At 73.4% G+C, this 18,275-nt stretch carries 16 protein-coding genes; 9 read left to right on the plus strand and 7 right to left on the minus strand.

Going from position 1 to position 18,275, the window contains the following annotated elements:
• Positions 1 to 6 precede the first annotated feature (6 nt).
• Positions 7 to 591, minus strand: coding sequence for an Lrp/AsnC family transcriptional regulator (locus FHS37_RS10095; protein WP_229889981.1), 585 nt, complete (start codon positions 589 to 591; stop codon positions 7 to 9).
• Between the two features lie 153 nt (positions 592 to 744).
• On the opposite strand from FHS37_RS10095, the gene pdhA reads away from it, so the two are divergent.
• The 6 genes from pdhA to FHS37_RS10125 all read left to right on the plus strand — a co-directional run bounded on the left by pdhA (position 745) and on the right by FHS37_RS10125 (position 7,865).
• A complete protein-coding gene (gene pdhA, locus FHS37_RS10100; RefSeq protein WP_184819259.1) occupies positions 745 to 1,887 on the plus strand; it encodes a pyruvate dehydrogenase (acetyl-transferring) E1 component subunit alpha in 1,143 nt (380 codons plus the stop codon).
• Complete coding sequence (locus FHS37_RS10105; protein WP_184819261.1) at positions 1,884 to 2,888, plus strand: alpha-ketoacid dehydrogenase subunit beta; 1,005 nt, start codon at positions 1,884 to 1,886, stop codon at positions 2,886 to 2,888. The genes pdhA and FHS37_RS10105 overlap by 4 nt, the downstream gene beginning before the upstream one ends.
• Complete coding sequence (locus FHS37_RS10110) at positions 2,888 to 4,321, plus strand: dihydrolipoamide acetyltransferase family protein (protein ID WP_184819263.1); 1,434 nt, start codon at positions 2,888 to 2,890, stop codon at positions 4,319 to 4,321. Before FHS37_RS10105 ends, FHS37_RS10110 begins: the two co-directional genes overlap by 1 nt.
• Before the next feature lie 63 nt (positions 4,322 to 4,384).
• Positions 4,385 to 5,377: an NTP transferase domain-containing protein gene (locus FHS37_RS10115; RefSeq protein WP_375372296.1), complete on the plus strand. Its 993-nt coding sequence runs from the start codon at positions 4,385 to 4,387 to the stop codon at positions 5,375 to 5,377.
• Positions 5,374 to 6,768, plus strand: a complete 1,395-nt coding sequence (locus FHS37_RS10120) for a molybdopterin molybdotransferase MoeA (RefSeq protein WP_184819265.1) — start codon at positions 5,374 to 5,376, stop codon at positions 6,766 to 6,768. The genes FHS37_RS10115 and FHS37_RS10120 overlap by 4 nt, the downstream gene beginning before the upstream one ends.
• Positions 6,765 to 7,865 carry a potassium channel family protein gene (locus FHS37_RS10125; RefSeq protein ID WP_184819267.1) on the plus strand — a complete coding sequence of 367 codons (1,101 nt, stop codon included), beginning with the start codon at positions 6,765 to 6,767 and terminating at the stop codon, positions 7,863 to 7,865. Before FHS37_RS10120 ends, FHS37_RS10125 begins: the two co-directional genes overlap by 4 nt.
• Before the next feature lie 9 nt (positions 7,866 to 7,874).
• On the opposite strand, the gene FHS37_RS10130 is transcribed toward FHS37_RS10125, so the two are convergent.
• Positions 7,875 to 8,723 carry an ABC transporter permease gene (locus FHS37_RS10130; protein ID WP_184819269.1) on the minus strand — a complete coding sequence of 283 codons (849 nt, stop codon included), beginning with the start codon at positions 8,721 to 8,723 and terminating at the stop codon, positions 7,875 to 7,877.
• Positions 8,720 to 9,760: an ATP-binding cassette domain-containing protein gene (locus FHS37_RS10135; protein WP_184819271.1), complete on the minus strand. Its 1,041-nt coding sequence runs from the start codon at positions 9,758 to 9,760 to the stop codon at positions 8,720 to 8,722. The genes FHS37_RS10130 and FHS37_RS10135 overlap by 4 nt, the downstream gene beginning before the upstream one ends.
• Positions 9,761 to 9,901: 141 nt before the next feature.
• Here FHS37_RS10135 and FHS37_RS10140 point away from each other — a divergent pair, with 141 nt between their 5' ends.
• Positions 9,902 to 10,885 (plus strand): NAD(P)H-quinone oxidoreductase, encoded by a 984-nt coding sequence (locus tag FHS37_RS10140; protein ID WP_184819273.1) that lies wholly within the window; start codon positions 9,902 to 9,904, stop codon positions 10,883 to 10,885.
• Positions 10,886 to 10,918: 33 nt separating this feature from the next.
• Here the strand turns inward: FHS37_RS10140 and FHS37_RS10145 are convergent, their stop codons facing one another.
• Positions 10,919 to 11,707 carry a group II truncated hemoglobin gene (locus FHS37_RS10145; RefSeq protein WP_184819275.1) on the minus strand — a complete coding sequence of 263 codons (789 nt, stop codon included), beginning with the start codon at positions 11,705 to 11,707 and terminating at the stop codon, positions 10,919 to 10,921.
• 128 nt (positions 11,708 to 11,835) lie between these two features.
• Entirely contained in the window at positions 11,836 to 12,009 is a 174-nt protein-coding gene (locus FHS37_RS10150) for a hypothetical protein (RefSeq protein WP_184819277.1), read from the minus strand.
• 803 nt (positions 12,010 to 12,812) lie between these two features.
• On the opposite strand from FHS37_RS10150, the gene FHS37_RS10155 reads away from it, so the two are divergent.
• Positions 12,813 to 13,352, plus strand: a complete 540-nt coding sequence (locus tag FHS37_RS10155; protein ID WP_184819279.1) for a bacterial proteasome activator family protein — start codon at positions 12,813 to 12,815, stop codon at positions 13,350 to 13,352.
• A gap of 73 nt (positions 13,353 to 13,425) precedes the next feature.
• Here the strand turns inward: FHS37_RS10155 and FHS37_RS10160 are convergent, their stop codons facing one another.
• Positions 13,426 to 15,078: a protein kinase domain-containing protein gene (locus tag FHS37_RS10160; RefSeq protein ID WP_184819282.1), complete on the minus strand. Its 1,653-nt coding sequence runs from the start codon at positions 15,076 to 15,078 to the stop codon at positions 13,426 to 13,428.
• A gap of 346 nt (positions 15,079 to 15,424) precedes the next feature.
• Between FHS37_RS10160 and FHS37_RS10165 the strand changes: the two genes are divergently transcribed.
• Entirely contained in the window at positions 15,425 to 17,026 is a 1,602-nt protein-coding gene (locus FHS37_RS10165) for a protein kinase domain-containing protein (RefSeq protein ID WP_184819284.1), read from the plus strand.
• Positions 17,027 to 17,050: 24 nt separating this feature from the next.
• Here the strand turns inward: FHS37_RS10165 and FHS37_RS10170 are convergent, their stop codons facing one another.
• Positions 17,051 to 18,082: a phosphotransferase gene (locus FHS37_RS10170; RefSeq protein ID WP_184819286.1), complete on the minus strand. Its 1,032-nt coding sequence runs from the start codon at positions 18,080 to 18,082 to the stop codon at positions 17,051 to 17,053.
• Positions 18,083 to 18,275: the final 193 nt, after the last annotated feature.

The following is an 18,275-nucleotide window of genomic DNA, read 5'->3' on the forward strand; positions in this document are numbered from 1 at the left end:
GGGACCTCACCCCTGTGGCTCCAGGTCCTCCTCCTCGAACACCAGCAGGGTGCGGGTGCTGAGCACCTCGGGGATCGCCTGGAGCCGGGTGAGCACCAGTTCGCGCAGCGCCCGGTTGTCGGGCGTGTGCACCAGCAGGAGGACGTCGAAGTCCCCGCCCACCAGGGCGATGTGGGAGGCGCCGGGGAGCTGTCTGAGCTGCTCGCGGACCGTGCGCCAGGAGTTCTGGACGATCTTCAGGGTGATGTAGGCGGACGTCCCGTGCCCGGCCCGCTCGTGGTCGACGCGGGCGCCGAAACCGCGGATGACGCCGTCCTCGACGAGCCGGTTGATGCGGGCGTAGGCGTTCGCGCGGGAGACGTGGACCCGTTCGGCGACCGAGCGTATGGAGGCGCGGCCGTCCGCCTGGAGCATGCGCAGGATGTCCTGGTCGATGGCGTCCAGCGGACGCGGGGGCGGGAGCCGTCCGCCCCCCTCCGGCCCCTCGGCCGCCGCCCTCGGGACCTGGGCCACTCCCTCCGGATCCTGCGCCGCTCCCTCCGGGCCCTCGGCCATTTGTTCAGACGTCACCCGCCCCCGCCTCTCCGCCATGGACGTACTGCACCCATCTCAGGCCGTGGAGAACCGTTTGTCCACAGCCTGGCGCCCCCCATAGCCAAAATGTGCCGGCGACCGAACAATCGGTTGGTGAGGCGCGTCACAGACGCCGCGCCTCCGTCAGCCGTCCCACGAGGAGGTGCCGTCATGACGGTCATGGAGCAGCGGGGGGCCTACCGGCCGACCCCGCCGCCCGCCTGGCAGCCCCGTACCGACCCCGCGCCGCTGCTGCCCGACGCGGAGCCGTACCGCGTGCTCGGCACCGAGGCGGCCGGCGAGGCCGACCCGGAGCTGCTGCGCCGGCTGTACGCGGAGCTGGTGAAGGGCCGCCGCTACAACGCGCAGGCCACCGCCCTCACCAAGCAGGGCCGTCTCGCGGTCTACCCCTCCAGCACCGGCCAGGAGGCCTGCGAGGTCGCCGCCGCGCTCGTCCTCCAGGAACAGGACTGGCTGTTCCCGAGCTACCGCGACACGCTCGCCGTCGTCGCGCGCGGTGTGGACCCCGTCGAGGCCCTCACCCTGCTGCGCGGCGACTGGCACACCGGCTACGACCCCCACGAGCACCGCGTGGCGCCGCTGAGCACCCCGCTCGCCACCCAGCTGCCGCACGCCGTCGGCCTCGCGCACGCCGCCCGCCTCAAGGGCGACGACGTGGTCGCGCTCGCCATGGTCGGCGACGGCGGCACCAGCGAGGGCGACTTCCACGAGGCGCTGAACTTCGCCGCCGTCTGGCAGGCCCCGGTGGTCTTCCTCGTCCAGAACAACGGCTTCGCGATCTCCGTGCCGCTCGCCAAGCAGACCGCGGCCCCGTCGCTGGCCCACAAGGCCGTCGGCTACGGCATGCCCGGCCGCCTGGTCGACGGCAACGACGCCGCCGCCGTGCACGAGGTCCTGGCCGACGCCGTACGGCACGCGCGCGCGGGCGGCGGGCCGACCCTGGTCGAGGCGATCACGTACCGCGTGGAGGCCCACACCAACGCCGACGACGCCACCCGCTACCGCGGCGACGCCGAGGTGGAGACCTGGCGGCAGCACGACCCGATCGCGCTGCTGGAGCGGGAGCTCACCGCGCGCGGCCTGCTCGACGAGGACGGCGTCGAGGCCGCCCGCCAGGACGCCGAGACCATGGCCGCCTCCCTGCGCGCCCACATGAACCAGGACCCGGCGCTCGACCCCATGGACCTCTTCGCCCACGTCTACGCCGAACCCACCCCCCAGCTGCTGGAGCAGCGGGCGCAGCTGCGGGCGGAGCTGGCGGCCGAGGCCGAGTCGGAAGGGGCGCAGCGATGACCACCGTCGCCGTCAAGCCGGCCACCATGGCGCAGGCCCTCACGCGCGCCCTGCGCGACGCCATGGCCGCCGACCCGTCCGTGCACGTCATGGGCGAGGACGTCGGCACCCTCGGCGGCGTCTTCCGCATCACCGACGGACTCGCGAAGGAGTTCGGCGAGGACCGCTGCACGGACACCCCGCTGGCCGAGGCGGGCATCCTCGGCACGGCCGTCGGCATGGCGATGTACGGGCTGCGCCCGGTCGTGGAGATGCAGTTCGACGCCTTCGCCTACCCGGCGTTCGAGCAGCTGGTCTCGCACGTCGCGAAGATGCGCAACCGCACGCGCGGGAGGATGCCCCTGCCGCTCACCGTCCGGATCCCCTACGGCGGCGGCATCGGCGGCGTCGAGCACCACAGCGACGCCTCCGAGGCGTACTACACGGCGACCCCCGGTCTCCACGTCGTCACGCCCGCGACCGTCGCGGACGCCTACGGGCTGCTGCGCGCCGCCATCGCCTCCGACGACCCGGTCGTCTTCCTCGAGCCCAAGCGCCTGTACTGGTCCAAGGACTCCTGGAACCCCGAGGAGCCCGCGCCCGTTGAACCGATAGGCCGTGCGGTGGTGCGGCGCTCGGGGCGGAGCGCCACGCTCATCACGTACGGGCCGTCCGTACCCGTCTGCATGGAGGCGGCCGAGGCGGCCCGGGCCGAGGGCTGGGACCTCGAAGTCGTCGATCTGCGCTCCCTGGTGCCGTTCGACGACGAGACGGTGTGCGCCTCGGTGCGGCGGACGGGACGCGCGGTCGTCGTCCACGAATCGGGTGGCTTCGGCGGTCCGGGCGGGGAGATCGCGGCCCGGGTCACGGAGCGCTGCTTCCACCACCTGGAGGCACCGGTGCTGCGCGTGGCCGGGTTCGACGTCCCGTATCCGCCGCCGATGCTGGAGCGCCACCACCTGCCCGGCGTGGACCGGATCCTGGACGCCGTGGGGCGCCTGCAGTGGGAGGCCGAGAGCTGATGGCACAGGTGCTGGAGTTCAAGCTCCCCGACCTCGGTGAGGGACTCACCGAGGCGGAGATCGTGCGCTGGCTGGTCGAGGTCGGCGACGTCGTCACCGTCGACCAGCCGGTCGTCGAGGTCGAGACGGCCAAGGCCATGGTGGAGGTGCCCTGCCCCTACGGCGGCGTGGTCACCGCCCGCTTCGGCGCGGAGGGCACGGAACTGCCCGTCGGCGCCCCGTTGCTGACGGTGGCGGTCGGCGAGCCGGCCGACGGCCGCCCGGCGGGGGAGACGAACGCCTCCGCCGCCCGCACCGAGGGCTCCCGGACGGAGGGCTCCCGCACCGAGGGTTCGGGCAACGTCCTGGTCGGCTACGGCACGTCGGAGGCACCGGCCCGGCGCCGCCGGGTGCGCCCGCAGCCGCCGGCGCCCGCCGCGCCCGCGGTGAGCGGACGGCACCGGACGGACCGGACGGACCGGACGGACCAAGGGCTGCCCGTTGCCGACGGGAAGCCCGTCACCGGGGCGGCGCAGGACGGCCCCGTCCCCGTCATCTCCCCCCTGGTGCGCAGGCTGGCCCGGCAGAACGGCCTGGACCTGCGGGAGCTGACGGGTTCCGGGCCCGACGGACTGATCCTGCGGGCGGACGTGGAGTACGCGCTGCGGGCCGCCGCCGCACAGGGCCGTACGGACCGGACGGCCGACGAGCCGCAGCGGCAGGCGGCGCGGACCCGGCCGGTCCCCGCGGCCGCGGGGACCGGCCGGACCACCCGCGTCCCCCTCAAGGGCATCCGCGGCGCCGTCGCCGACAAGCTCTCCCGCAGCCGCACCGAGATACCGGACGCGACCTGCTGGGTGGACGCCGACGCGACCGAACTGATGCGCGCGCGGGCCGCGATGAACGCGTCCGGCGGGCCGAAGATCTCCGTGCTCGCCCTGCTGGCCCGGATCTGCACGGCCGCGCTGGCCCGCTTCCCCGAGCTCAACTCCTCGGTGGACACGGAGGCCAGGGAGATCGTCCAGTACGCGGACGTGCACCTCGGGTTCGCCGCGCAGACCGACCGGGGGCTCGTCGTCCCCGTCGTCCGGGACGCGCACGCGCGGGACGCGGAGTCGCTGACCGCGGAGTTCGCCCGGCTGACCGAGGCGGCCCGGGCCGGGACGCTGACGCCCGCGGACCTCACGGGCGGCACCTTCACGCTGAACAACTACGGCGTCTTCGGCGTCGACGGCTCCACACCGATCGTCAACCACCCCGAGGCCGCCATGCTCGGTGTCGGCCGCATCGTCCCCAAGCCGTGGGTGCACGAGGGCGAGCTGGCCGTCCGGCAGGTCGTGCAGCTCTCGCTCACCTTCGACCACCGGGTCTGCGACGGCGGCACGGCAGGGGGCTTCCTGCGGTACGTGGCGGACTGCGTGGAACAACCGGCGGTGCTGCTGCGGACGCTGTGATCCCCGCAGTTCCGACCCTGCCCCCGTGTTCCTCGTGATCGCGGGGGCACGCATACTCGAGGGGTGACCGAGTTCGAGGACTCCGAGGACCCCGACGATCCCGGCGCCGGTGCCGATCCCGCACGGAGGCCGATGCCCGTCGCGGGCGGCGCCGCGTACGACGCCGTCGTGCTCGCCGGTGGCGCCGCCCGGCGGCTCGGGGGCGCGGACAAGCCCGGGGTGCGGGTGGGCGGACGGGCGCTGCTCGACCGGGTGCTCGCGGCCTGTGCCGACGCCCGGGCCACGGTGGTCGTCGCCGATCCCCGGCCCACCGCGCGGCCCGTCGTCTGGACCCGCGAGGAACCGCCGGGCGGCGGACCGCTCGCCGCGCTCGACGCCGGACTCCGGCGCACCACGGCGGACCACGTCGTCCTGCTCTCCGCCGACCTGCCGTTCCTCGGCCGGCACACCGTCGAAGGGCTGCGGGACGCCCTCCGCCGCTCCACGGCCGACGGCGTGGTGCTGACCGACGCCGACGGCCGGGACCAACCGCTCGTGGCGGTGTACCGGAGCCCGGCCCTGCGCCGTGGACTGACCGCGCTCATCGACCGGCACGGCGCCCTGACCGGGCTGCCCCTGCGCCGGCTGACCGCCTCGCTCGACCTCACCCGCATCACCGACCCGGTGGCGTCCTTCGACTGCGACACCTGGGACGACATCGCCACCGCCAGGGCACGTATCAGGGAGCATGGGCACGTGTTGGATGAATGGATCTCCGCAGTCAAGGACGAGCTGGGCATCGACCTGGACGTCGACACGGGCGTGCTGCTCGACCTCGCCCGCGACGCCGCCCACGGTGTGGCCAGGCCCGCCGCGCCGCTGACCACCTTCCTCGTCGGCTACGCGGCCGCGCGGGCGGACGGTGACCGGGAGGCCGTCGCCGAGGCCGCCCGCAAGGCCGCCGCCCTCGCGCTGCGCTGGGCGGACGAGGAGGCCGCCGGCACCACGTCCACCGGCACCGGGGCCCCCGACGCCGCGCCGGACACGACCCCCGACACCCGCCCGGACGCGGGATGACCGCGCATGCCACCCGGGCCGACGAGGACGCCGACGACCTCGACGTCGAGGAGGCGCTCGCTCTCGTGAAGGAAAACCCCGGACGCACACCCGGCGACCACGCGCCGAACGACCGGTCCCCCGGCGGCGAGCGCCCCGACGCCCCCCACCGCCACCGGGCCACCGACTGGACCGAGGCCCGCGCCGTCGCCGAGCGCGCCGCCCGCCACGGCCGCGGCGGCGGCCGCGCCGGATATCTGACCCCGGTGGCCGTGCCCCTGGCCTCGGCCCTCGGCCTCACCCTGGCCGCTCCCCTCATGGCCCTCACCGACCTGCCCTCCTTCGACACCTCGGCGATGGACGGATGGGCGGTCTCCGGACCGGGCCCCTGGGACGTACGGGACGAGGGCGTGCTCGCCGGGCACGCCGAGCACGCCCCGCTCACCGACGGCGAGGCCGTCCGCATCGCCACCGGCGCCCGTATCCCCCCCGACACCACCGCCGTGCTCCGCAGCGAGCACGGGCGCACCGACGCCACGGGCCGGCTGCACGTCACCGCGGACGCCGGTGCGCCGCACACGGTCACGCACGGCCAGGACATCCGCCCCCGCGGCCAGGAGTGCCGCAGCGGGGACCAACTGCTGCCCGTCGGCACCCTGGTGACCCCGGCCGTCCTGGGCATGGCCGCGGCCGCCGGGTACGACACGCTCAGCACCGTCCCCCGCCCCCGCGCCGACGTGTTCGTCCTCGGCGACGAACTGCTGAGCGAGGGCCTGCCGCACGACGGGCTGATCCGGGACGCACTCGGCCCGATGCTGCCGCCCTGGCTGCGCGCGCTCGGCGCCGAGGTCACCGCCGTCCGTCGGGTCGGTGACGACGAGGACGCGCTGTACGAGGCGCTCACGGCGTCCGACGCGGAGGTCGTCGTCACCACCGGCGGCACCGCCGCCGGCCCGGTCGACCACGTCCACCCCACGCTGCGCCGCATCGGTGCCGACCTCCTGGTGGACGGCGTCAAGGTGCGCCCCGGCCACCCCATGCTGCTGGCCCGCACCAAGGAGGACCAGCACCTCGTCGGTCTGCCCGGCAACCCCCTCGCCGCCGTCTCCGGCCTGCTCACGCTCGCCGAGCCCCTGCTGCGGACCCTCGGTGCCCGCCCCGCCCCGGAGCCGTACGCGCTCCCCCTGCGGGACGCGGTGCAGGGGCACCCGTACGACACCCGGCTCGTTCCCGTCTCCCTGCGCGGCGACCTGGCCCTGCCGCTGCTCTACAACGGCCCGGCCATGCTGCGCGGCATCGCGGCGGCCGACGCGCTCGCCGTCGTGCCTCCGGGCGGCACACGGCCCGGCCAGGAGGCGGAACTGCTCGACCTGCCCTGGGCGACCGGGGGAATCGGGGTGTGTTTCACGTGAAACTTCCGGGCCAGGACGCCATCGCTCGCCAGGCGGACGAACACCTGGTGACCCATCGGGTGAAACTCCCGAGGAAGATGGTGGAGCATCCGATCCGCCAGGTCACCAAACGTCTGTCGCTGGCTCTGGTGGTGCTCGTGGTGACGGCGTTCGTCGTGTACGTCGACCGCGAGGGGTACAACGACAACTCCGACACCTCCCTCGATCTCCTCGACTCCTTCTACTACGCGACCGTCACCCTCTCCACCACCGGCTACGGCGACATCACGCCGGTCAGTGACAGCGCCCGTCTCACCAACATCTTCGTCATCACGCCGCTGCGCGTGCTGTTCCTGATCATCCTGGTCGGCACCACCCTCGAGGCCCTCACCGAACGCACCCGGGAGGAGTGGCGACTGAACCGCTGGAGGTCCACGTTGCGCGATCACACCGTCGTCGTCGGGTTCGGCACCAAGGGCAGGTCCGCGATCAAGACCGTCTGCGCGACGGGGCTGAGGAAGGAAATGGTCGTGGTGGTCGATCCCAGCGCGAAGGCGATCGACGCGGCCGCGGCGGACGGCTACGCGGGCGTGATAGGGGACGCCACGCGCAGCGAGGTGCTGAAGCGGGCCGAGGTGCACAAGGCACGGCAGATCATCATCGCGACACAGCGCGACGACACGGCCGTCCTCGTGACGCTGACGGCGCGCCAGCTCAACCGGGGCGCGAAGATCGTGGCCGCGGTGCGCGAGGAGGAGAACGCCCCACTGCTGAAGCAGTCGGGTGCCGACGCGGTCATCACCAGCGCCAGCGCCGCCGGACGGCTGCTCGGCCTCTCGGTGCTCAGCCCCTCGGCCGGCATGGTGATGGAGGACCTCATCCAGCAGGGCAGCGGACTCGACATCGTCGAACGGCCGGTCATAAAGGCCGAGGTGGGCAGGACGCCCCGCGAGACGAACGACCTGGTGGTGAGCGTCGTCCGCGGGCACCGGGTGCTCGGTTACGACGATCCGGACGTCGGGAAGCTGGAACTGACGGACCGGTTGATCACGATCGTGCGGGCGACGCCGGGCACGCAGGTCGCGCCCGACATCCGCCCGCTCCCCCGCAGCCAGTGACCCCCGGGGCTACTTGCGGTTGTACAGCCGCATCGTGATCGGCCCGAAGACCAGCACGAACAGGCCGGCCCACCCCAGCGACCAGGCGATCTCGTCCGCCGGCCAGTCGCCCGCCATCAGTCCGCGCACCGCGGACGCGAGGTGGGTGACGGGGCTGTTGTTGACGAACGCCTGGAGCCAGCCCGGCATGGTCCTCGGGTCGACGAAGACGTTGGACAGGAAGGTGAGGGGGAAGATCACCATCATGCTGACGCCCATCACCGACTTCTCGGTGCGCAGCATGAGCCCGAACATCGTCCAGATCCACGAGAACGCGAACGAGAAGAGCACCAGCAGCGCGATGCCGGCGAGCACGCCGGCGACCCCGCCGTCGGGGCGGTAGCCGAGGATCAGGCCGACGGTCAGCATCACGACGGACGCGATGGTGTAGCGCAGGGCGTCGCCGAGCAGGTAGCCGACCATCGTCGACGGCCGCCAGATCGGCAGGCTGCGGAACCGGTCGAAGACGCCCTTCTCGATGTCCGTGTTGACCGAGACACCGGTGTACATCGTGATCATCACGACCGACATCACCAGGATGCCCGGCAGCAGGAACTGGATGTACTCCTTCGGCGACCCGGCCAGCGCCCCGCCGAACAGGTACGTGTACATCAGCACCATCATGATCGGGAACGCGGTGACGTCGAAGAGCTGCTCCGGTACGTGCTTGATCTTCAGGACCGCGCGCCAGCCGAAGGTCAGCGAGGCGGACCAGGCGCTGGGCCGGGGCGGGCGCTCCTTGGTGACCAGCAGCTCGGCGAGGGAGTCGGTACTGACCGGGGCGAGTTCGGTGCTCTCGGTGGTCGTCGCGGTGCTCATGCAGCCACCTCGTCCTTCGGGTCGTGGGAGTGGTCGGAGCCGGCACCGGGGCCGGAGCCGGACGTGCGGGTGTCGTGGCCGGTGAGGGCGAGGAAGACCTCGTCCAGACTGGGCTGGCCGAGGGAGAAGTTGTCGACGGTGATGCCGGCCCGGGCCAGTTCGCTCAGCGCGCGGGCGGCCTGCTCGGCGGCGGTGTCGTGGCTCGCGGCCGCACCGAGGCGGGCGGTCAGCGCCACCGGGTCGGGTTCGGCCTGCACCTGGGCGTCGAGGGCGCGGCGCAGCAGGTCCGCGGCGAGCGGCCGTTGCTCCGGATCCCGCAGCCTCAGGTGGACGGAGCCGGCGCCGACGGACGCCTTCAGCTCGCCCTTGGTGCCCTCGGCGATCACCCTGCCGTGGTCGATGACGGCGATCCGGGACGCCAGCTGGTCGGCCTCGTCCAGGTACTGCGTGGTCAGCAGCACGGTCGTGCCCTGTGCGACGACCGCGCGCACGATGTCCCACACCTGGTTGCGGCTGCGCGGATCCAGCCCGGTCGTCGGCTCGTCGAGGAACAGCAGGTCGGGGGTGTTGAGGATGGACGCGGCGATGTCGATCCGGCGCCGCATGCCGCCGGAGTAGTGCTTGACCTGCTTCCCGGCCGCGTCCGTGAGCCCGAAGGCCTCCAGGAGCTGGGCGGCACGGCTGCGGGCGGCGGGCTTGCGGTGCCCCAGCAGCCGGCCCAGCAGCACCAGGTTCTCGGTGCCGGTGAGGTCCTCGTCCACGGACGCGTACTGCCCGGTGAGGCTCACCCGGCCGCGCACCTCGTCGGCCTCGCGCACGATGTCGTGACCGAAGACATGGGCCTCGCCGCCGTCCGGCCGCAGGAGGGTGGCGAGCATCTTCACGGTGGTGGTCTTGCCGGCGCCGTTCGGTCCGAGGACCCCGTACACCGTGCCGGCCGGTACGGTGAGGTCCACTCCGTCGACGGCCCGTGTCTCACCGAAGGTCTTGACCAGGCCGGCGGTCTCGATCGCCAAGCCGGACGTCTGGGTGCTCATGCGTCGGGTCCTTCCGCGTGCGTGGGCTACGCAGGGGGAGACTCCCACCGTCCCGCGAACTCATCGCCCCCGCACACGGATTTCCCGCGAACCGGCCCGACGGCCGAGGGGACCCCGCTCCCCAGGAGTACCGTCCCCCTCATGCATGCGATCACGATTCCCGAACCCGGTGGACCCGAGGCGCTGGTGTGGGACGAGGTCCCCGATCCCGTGCCCGGTGAGGGCGAGGTCCTGGTCGAGGTGGTGGCCGGGGCCGTCAACCGGGCCGACATCCTCCAGCGACAGGGCTTCTACAACCCCCCGCCCGGCGCGTCCCCGTACCCCGGCCTGGAGTGCTCCGGGCGGATCACCGCGCTCGGCCCCGGTGTGGGCGGATGGGCCGTCGGCGACGAGGTCTGCGCGCTGCTGGCGGGCGGCGGCTACGCCGAGAAGGTCGCCGTCCCGGCCGGGCAACTGCTGCCCGTCCCCGCGGGGCTCGGCCTCAAGGAGGCGGCGGCGCTCCCGGAGGTCGTCTGCACGGTCTGGTCGAACGTCTTCATGGTCGCCCACCTCCGTCCCGGCGAGACCCTCCTCGTGCACGGCGGCTCCAGCGGCATCGGCACCATGGCGATCCAGCTCGCCAAGGCCGTGGGTGCCAGGGTCGCCGTCACCGCGGGCACGAAGGAGAAGCTGGAGCGGTGCGCCGAACTGGGCGCCGACATCCTGATCAACTACCGCGAGCAGGACTTCGTCGCCGAGCTGGAGCGGGCCACCGACGGCGCCGGCGCGGACGTCATCCTCGACAACATGGGGGCCAAGTACCTGGACCGCAACGTCCGGGCGCTCGCCGTCAACGGCCGGCTCGCGATCATCGGCATGCAGGGCGGTGTCAAGGGCGAGCTGAACATCGGCGCCCTCCTCCGCAAGCGCGCCGCCATCAGCGCGACCTCGCTGCGGGCCCGGCCGCTGGAGGAGAAGGCGGCGATCGTGGCGGCCGTACGGGAACACGTGTGGCCGCTCGTCGCCGACGGCCACGTCCGTCCGGTCGTCGACCACGAGGTGCCGATGCCGGACGCGGCCGCCGCCCACCGGGTCGTGGAGGACAGCGGCCACGTCGGGAAGGTGCTGCTGGTCACGCCGCGCTGAGCGGCGAGGGGCGGTGGGACGCCCCGTCGGGGGTCAGCCGTTCGGCTGCCACGGCGGGGTCTGCCCCCACGTCCAGCGCGGTACGTCGGCCGCGTCCACCGGGGGAGCGTCCTCGCCCGAGTACAGGACCGCCATGCGGGTGCCCCACTCGACGTAGGAGAGGAAGACGGCACGGAACTCGGGGTCGGTCGGGAGGCCGACCTCGTCCGCCGTGTCCTGGAGGAGGTCGACCCAGCGGCGGCGCTGCTCCTCGGTGATGCGGCGGCCCAGGTGCCGGGTGGCCATGTGCGGGTGGCCGCCGCGCTCGGCGGTGTAGGCCCGGGGACCGCCGAACACCTCGGCGAGCCACATCGCGACGTGCCGGGGGTGCTCGTCGTCCATGCCGGCGAAGACCGGTGCGAGGACCGGGTCCTTGCGGACGTGGCCGTAGAACACCTCGGTGAGGCGGTCGAGGGCGGCGTCGCCGCCCATCCACGCGTGGATCGTGGGCGTGCCGGGCGCGTCCGGGGCCCCGCCGGTGCCGACGACGTCGGTGGTGACGTAGTGCTGCATCTCCTCGATCGCGGTCACGTACGGCCGGATCGCGCTGAAGAACGCGGGGAAGTGCTCCCCCTTGCGGAAGCCCTGGAGGTGGTCCTCGACGGACGTCCAGCGGATCCGCAGGACGTACCGACCGGCCTCCTCCCGGCAGCGGGACAGTTCGTAGTCGATGCACTCCGGTGCCGCCGCCAGCGCCTCGGCGGCCTCGGCGTACGCCCTCTCGAAGGCCTCCTGGTCGTCCGGTGCGATCCGGTAACGGACGTACTCGACGGTCGCGGTCATGACGCGGTCCCCCCTGTCGTCAGGTCTACGGAAGCAACCCTGCCCCGGTCCGTCGCCGCCTGTCAGGGCATCGGTGCAGAAGGCCGACGCTCCGCCGTGGTCCCGGGGCGTCCGCTTCCGTGCCCGGGTCAGGACAGGCCGCCGCCCTGGCGCATGCGCAGCGCGACGAAGGCGAGGCCCAGGCCGAGGCCGATGAGCACCAGTCCGCTGCCGAGCGGCAGGATCCGCAGGACGGGCTCGACGGGGCGCTCGGCGTGTGCGGCGGCGTTCGGCGCGGGTGCCTGGGACGGTGCGGAGGGCACCGGAGCCGCTTCCTGCGACATCGGCGCCCGGGGCACGGCGGCGTCGCCCCTCTCACGCGGTGCGTCGGGCCGGCCGCCGACCTCCGCCGGGTCCGGCCGCTCGACCCCGGCGTCGGAGTCGGGCCTCGGTTTCCTCGCCACGGCGTCCGGGCCCCCGTCGTCCTCCCCCCTCGGACGGAGCCTTCCGCGCTCCCTCGTGTCGCGCTGGTCCTCCTCGGCCTTCTCCCGCCGTCCGGGCCGCTCCCGCCCTTCACCGGCCCGGCTCCCGGCCCGGGACGGCTCGCCCGAGGGAGAGGGGGAGGCAGGGGAAGAGGAAGAAGGAGAGGGAGAGGAAGAGGGAGAGGAAGGAGAGGCGGAGGGAGAGGGAGAACGGGACGCGAGGCTGGTGCTCCGTCCGGCGCCGGCGCCCGGCGCCTCCTCGGCCGCGTGCGCCACGGAGGTCCCGAAGGGCGCCGCGGCGGAGCCGTACGGCACCGCCACCGCCCCCGCCCCCAGGGCGGCCCCCGCCCCGAGGGCGACCCCCACCCGCAGGGCGACCCCCGCCCCCGCCGCCCCTCTTACGCGCAACCATGGAGTCACGGCCGTGACCTCCCGCGCCGGCCGGTGCTCGTGCACGGCGCCGGCTAGATGGGCCGGATGGACGCCAACAGCCTGGCATCCATGGATGAACCCGGCATTCCGGGTACGCCCGTCGGGGCGACCCCGCACGGCCGGGCGGCGCATCCGTCCGTTCCGGCACGGTGGATCAAGCCTCTTCGGGGGCACCACCCTGGGGAGATGGCGGCGTGCGAGAGAATGGCGGCATGGAGATGCCGAGGAACGAACGGTCGCCGGAGAACCCGCAGATCCTGGTTGTCGGCCAGGACGGCATGGCGCTCAGCGGCGGCACCGCAGACGAGGACTCCCGCGAGACCCCGGTGACGGAGCAGGTGGAGCAGCCCGCGAAGGTCATGCGGATCGGCAGCATGATCAAGCAGCTGCTGGAGGAGGTGCGCGCCGCTCCTCTGGACGAGGCCAGCCGGGCCCGGCTCAAGGAGATCCACGCCAGCTCGGTGAAGGAGCTGGAGGACGGTCTGGCCCCCGAGCTGGTCGAGGAACTGGAGCGCCTCTCCCTGCCCTTCACGGACGAGGCGACCCCGAGCGACGCCGAACTGCGGATCGCGCAGGCCCAGCTGGTGGGCTGGCTGGAGGGCCTGTTCCACGGCATCCAGACCACGCTCTTCGCCCAGCAGATGGCCGCCCGCGCCCAGCTGGAACAGATGCGCCGCGCCCTCCCGCCCGGCGTCGGCGACGGCCACGAGGACTCCCACCCGGGCGCCCGCTCGGGCGGCCCGTACCTGTGATCCGTTCCTGACAGCGGGAAGGGGCCCGGCATCGGATGCCGGGCCCCTTCGTCACGCCGCGTGCGGCCCGGGGTCAGGACGGGGGGTTCCCCGTCGAGACCTTGAGGGTGATCTCGGGCATGTTCTCGGGATCGACGTCGGTGCCCGCCGGCGGGAACTGCTCCCTGACGGAGCCCTCGCCGTAGGTGTTCTCGTCGACCTTGACGATCTTGAAGTCTCCCCAGCCGGCGGCCTGGAAGCACTCCTTCACCGACTGGATGTACTTGAACTTGAAGTCCGGGAGCTGGACCTTGTCGGGGTCGTTGGTCGACTCCAACGGCTCCTCGCACTTCTCCTTGTCGATCGTCTTCGACGTGTCCGGCCCGCGGTAGCCCGCCGCCTTGCTCGCCGACGCCGAGGCGCCGCCTCCGCCCTGGTTCTCCTCGCCACCGCCGCCGTTCAGCGTCAGCGCCGCGACCAGACCGCCGACGGCGACGAGGGAGACGACGACCGAGCCGATGATCACCGGCTTGTTGCTCCGGCGGCCGCCGGAGCCGCCCGAGACCGTGGTCCGGGGCGAGATGGTGTACGGCGGCGGGGTCGACGGACCCGGCTGCTGCGGGGCGTACGCCGACGGGCCGGGGGCCTGGTAGCCGCCCTGCTGCGGGTAGCCGTACGAGGGGGACGGCGTGGACGGCGCCGGGGTGCCGTACGGGTTCTGGTGCGGTGCCGGGGCCGGCTGGTACGGCGTCTGGACGTTGCCCGTGGGTGCCGGGGTCGCCTGGTCGACCGGCGGGAACACCGCGGAGCCGACGCCCGCGCCGCTCTGGGCCTGGGTGCCCGGGACGATGTTCGGCGGGGCCGCCCGGAAGGACTGCGCCACCCGCAGGCACTCGCCGCGCATGGCCTCCGCGCTGGGGAAACGCTCGTTCGGGTTCTTCTTCAGCGCACGGGCGATCAGCGCGTCCACGGCCGGCGGCAGCGAGCGGTTGATCGTGGACGCGGTCGGCGGCTCCTCCTGCACGTGCGCGTACGCGATGGCCAGCGGCGAGTCCGCGTCGAACGGCAGCCGCCCGGTGACCAGCTGGAACAGCATGATGCCGACCGAGTACAGGTCGGAGCGCGCGTCGACGCCCCGGCCGAGCGCCTGCTCCGGCGAGAGGTACTGCGGGGTGCCGACGACCATGCCGGTCTGTGTCATCGACGTCACACCGGACTGCATGGCGCGGGCGATGCCGAAGTCCATCACCTTGACCACGCCGCGCTTGGTCATCATCACGTTGCCCGGCTTGATGTCCCGGTGGACCAGCCCCATCTCGTGGCTGATCTCCAGCGCCGCCAGCACGTCCGCGGTGATCTTCAGCGCCTTGTCGGCGGGCATCGCGCCGTACTGCCGCACGTCCTCGTCGAGCACCGAGCCCAGCGGACGGCCCTCGACGTACTCCATGACGATGTACGGCGTCGTCATGCCGTCCACGTCGTCCTCGCCGGTGTCGAAGACCGACACGATGTTGGTGTGCGTGAGTTTCGCCACGGACTGGGCCTCGCGGCGGAAGCGCTCGCGGAAGGCCTGTTCCCGGCCGAGTTCCGTGTGCAACGTCTTGATGGCGACCTGGCGGTCGAGCACGCTGTCGTAGGCCAGGTGCACCGAGGCCATGCCGCCCTGGCCGAGCAGGTCCCGCAGTTGGTACCGTCCGCCGGCGAGTGCCCGCCCCGCGCCCCGGCCCTGTGCGCCGTCCTGGCTCATGTTCCGCGTCCCCCGTAGCCTTTCCGGCGCCGTCGTCGGTGACCGATCCGTCGTGGATCCCACGTGCTATTCCCGGCCAAGTCTGCCCCAGGCCACTGACACGTCAAGCTCGGTGCCCGTTCCGTGACCGTACGCGAAAGAAGCGTCGCGGAAGCGTTACAGGGGCCGTGCGACCGGCACGCAGGATTTGCACGACAGTACGGAGTGCGGGTTGGATGACCGGTCCGTCTCGTGCCGGTCCTGGCGACCCGTCCCGGACCGGAGGCTTGCGCGGAGGCTGTAGCGTGGCCGACGGAGACCGTAACAACACCGCGCGCACCGCGGGCAGAAACGACGGCGAGGACTGATGGCACAGCAGCAGCGCGCTCAGGGCCCGTCCGACCCCGAGGCGACTGGCGGCGGTATGTCGGACGCGCCGGACACCTGGGGCAACGGAGGGCTTGTCGGCGACGGCCGGTACCGGCTGACCCGCAGGCTCGGCCGGGGCGGCATGGCCGAGGTGTTCGCCGCCGAGGACGTGCGCCTCGGGCGCACCGTCGCCGTGAAGCTGCTGCGCGCCGACCTCGCCGAGGACCCGGTCTCCAAGGCGCGCTTCACGCGCGAGGCGCAGTCGGTGGCCGGTCTCAACCACCACGCCATCGTCGCCGTGTACGACTCCGGCGAGGACGTGGTCGGCGGTCAGTCGGTCCCGTACATCGTGATGGAGCTGGTCGAGGGCCGCACCATCCGCGACCTGCTGATGAACGCCGAGGCGCCGGGCCCCGAGCAGGCGCTGATCATCGTCTCGGGCGTCCTGGAGGCGCTGGCCTACTCGCACCAGCACGGCATCGTGCACCGCGACATCAAGCCGGCCAACGTCATCATCACCAACAACGGCGCCGTGAAGGTGATGGACTTCGGCATCGCCCGCGCGCTGCACGGCGCGTCCACGACGATGACGCAGACCGGCATGGTCATGGGCACCCCGCAGTACCTCTCGCCGGAGCAGGCGCTCGGCAAGGCCGTCGACCACCGGTCCGACCTGTACGCCACCGGCTGCCTGATGTACGAACTGCTGGCGCTGCGTCCCCCGTTCACCGGCGAGACGCCGCTGTCGGTGGTCTACCAGCACGTCCAGGACATCCCCACGCCCCCGTCGGAGGCCTCGGACGCCTGCCCGCCGGAGCTGGACGGGCTGGTCATGCGCTCCCTCGCCAAGGAGCCCGACGACCGCTTCCAGACGGCCGAGGAGATGCGCGGGCTGGTCCAGTACGCGCTGCAGATGCTCTACGAGCAGGGCGGCCACACCGGCACCTGGAACACCGGCCCGGTGGAGGTGCACGAGGGCCGGCACACCCCGGCGGCGGGCTTCGCGGGCACGACCGTGATGCCGCACCCGGACGTCTCCGGCACGACGGCGATCCCGCAGCCGATCCTGCCCACCGGGTACGGCGGCGGGGACGAGGGCGGCTTCGAGGGCCACGGCAACAGGGGCAGCGGGCGCGGCAAGCTGTGGATCCTCGCGGTGCTCGCGGTGATCGCCGTCACGGCGGGCGTCGCGCTGGCGCTGAACAACGGCGGCGGCGGCGGTGGCGGGGGCGGAGGCGACACCACCAAGTCGCCGACCACCTCGCAGACCACCGAGGACGAGACGCCCAGCGAGAGCCCGAGCGACGACGCGACCGAGGAGACGACCGACCCGAACACGGACCCGGGCACCGACCCGGGCACGGGCTCCGGCGGGACCTGGGACCAGACGTACACGCCGTCCCAGTCGCCGCCGCAGACGGTGACGGAGGAGCCGACGGGCGCCCCGACGGGCGACCCGACGGGTGAGCCGACCGACGACCAGACGGACCCGGGCACCGAGGAGCCGCCGGACTCGCCGCCGGTCACGCAGCCGACGGGCGGCACGGACGTGGGCGGAGCGGCCGGTGAGCCCGGGGTTTCCGAGGGGAACACGGGCTGACCCGTCCGTCACCGGACGGTCCCGTCACCCCGTGAACGCCCCGCACACCGCGTCGTACTCCCGGGTCCACCACACCGCCAGTGCCGCGGTGGCCGGGAACTGGGGGTCCGCGCGGGTGTCGCCGCGTTCGTAGTGCCAGCGGAGCATCCAGAAGTCGTTGAGGCGCTCCCACCACACCCGGTGCACCGCCGCCGCCAGCTGGGCGGGCGTCGCCCCCGAGGCGCGCCGGTACGCGCGCGCGTAGGACCGCACCCTCCGCAGGTCGAGCGTGCCGGCCGGCCGGACGAAGAAGATCGCCGCGGCGCGCACGGCCTCCTCCGCGCGGGGCCGCACGCCCAGCCGGTCCCAGTCGACGATCGCGACGGGCGCGTTCCCCCGGTAGAGGACGTTGAACGGGTGGAAGTCCCCGTGCACCCACCCCACCGCGCCCCCGCGCGGAGGACGCCGGCCGGCGTGCCGTTCCAGGAGGGTGCGGCGCTCGAGCAGGCGGTGCCGGGCGAGGGCGTCGAAGGAGTCGGCGGGCCGGTGCCGGCGCACGCGCGTGAGCAGGCCGTCGATGAGGGCGAAGGTGTCCGCCGGGTCGGCGCTCTCCGCGGGGGCCGGACCGACGCGCCCGTGCGGCGGCATCACGCGCTCCAGACCGGCGTGCACCGCCCCCAGCAGCGACCCCAGCCGCCCGCACTGGCCCGGCGTGAGCTGCCCGCCGTGCCGGTGCCGGCCGTCGATCCACGGGTGCAGGGCGTACGCGTGGCCGCCGACGACCGCGACGGTGCGCCCGTCCCGGCCGGGGAGCGGCGGGGCCACCGGAACCCCGAGGGCGGCCAGGCGCCGGGTGGCCCGGTGCTGGCGGACGATGGCGGCCGGGTCGGCGGTCTCGGGGTCGAAGTGGTGCTTGAGGAAGAACCGCCCGCGCGTGGTGCACAGCCGGTAGCCGCGGTTGAGCAGGCCCTCGTCGACCGGTTCGCAGGTGAGGGGCGAGCCGGCGGCGTACCGGCGCAGCAGGGCGCCCAGTGGGGGCGCGTTCGGTACGGGGAGTGGTACACGGAGGCGCGACACGCGGCAGATGCTAGGGCAACCCCGCGCGCCCCTGAGCTGCGTCTTGTCGCAGACGGTCACTTCCGGTCGCTTAGGGTGCTCGAATCGACGCCGGGCGTGGGACTCAGCCCTTCCCGTGTCCGGGGTGGCCGGGATAACGTGCCGTTGCTCCGGCCTCCTGCAAGGCTGTGACCAGCGCACCTTCCAGATCTTG

Origin of the sequence: Streptomyces griseomycini (genome assembly GCF_014203535.1) — a bacterium.
Lineage (GTDB): Bacteria > Actinomycetota > Actinomycetes > Streptomycetales > Streptomycetaceae > Streptomyces > Streptomyces griseomycini.

Coding starts and splice junctions, on each gene's coding strand:
- FHS37_RS10105 (WP_184819261.1), top strand. CDS start 1,884: ATGACCACCGTCGCCGTCAAGCCGGCCACCATGGCGCAGGCCCTCACG.
- pdhA (WP_184819259.1), top strand. CDS start 745: ATGACGGTCATGGAGCAGCGGGGGGCCTACCGGCCGACCCCGCCGCCC.
- FHS37_RS10120 (WP_184819265.1), top strand. CDS start 5,374: ATGACCGCGCATGCCACCCGGGCCGACGAGGACGCCGACGACCTCGAC.
- FHS37_RS10135 (WP_184819271.1), bottom strand. CDS start 9,760: ATGAGCACCCAGACGTCCGGCTTGGCGATCGAGACCGCCGGCCTGGTC.
- FHS37_RS10095 (WP_229889981.1), bottom strand. CDS start 591: ATGGCGGAGAGGCGGGGGCGGGTGACGTCTGAACAAATGGCCGAGGGC.
- FHS37_RS10160 (WP_184819282.1), bottom strand. CDS start 15,078: ATGAGCCAGGACGGCGCACAGGGCCGGGGCGCGGGGCGGGCACTCGCC.
- FHS37_RS10140 (WP_184819273.1), top strand. CDS start 9,902: ATGCATGCGATCACGATTCCCGAACCCGGTGGACCCGAGGCGCTGGTG.
- FHS37_RS10145 (WP_184819275.1), bottom strand. CDS start 11,707: ATGACCGCGACCGTCGAGTACGTCCGTTACCGGATCGCACCGGACGAC.
- FHS37_RS10165 (WP_184819284.1), top strand. CDS start 15,425: ATGGCACAGCAGCAGCGCGCTCAGGGCCCGTCCGACCCCGAGGCGACT.
- FHS37_RS10130 (WP_184819269.1), bottom strand. CDS start 8,723: ATGAGCACCGCGACGACCACCGAGAGCACCGAACTCGCCCCGGTCAGT.
- FHS37_RS10155 (WP_184819279.1), top strand. CDS start 12,813: ATGGAGATGCCGAGGAACGAACGGTCGCCGGAGAACCCGCAGATCCTG.
- FHS37_RS10110 (WP_184819263.1), top strand. CDS start 2,888: ATGGCACAGGTGCTGGAGTTCAAGCTCCCCGACCTCGGTGAGGGACTC.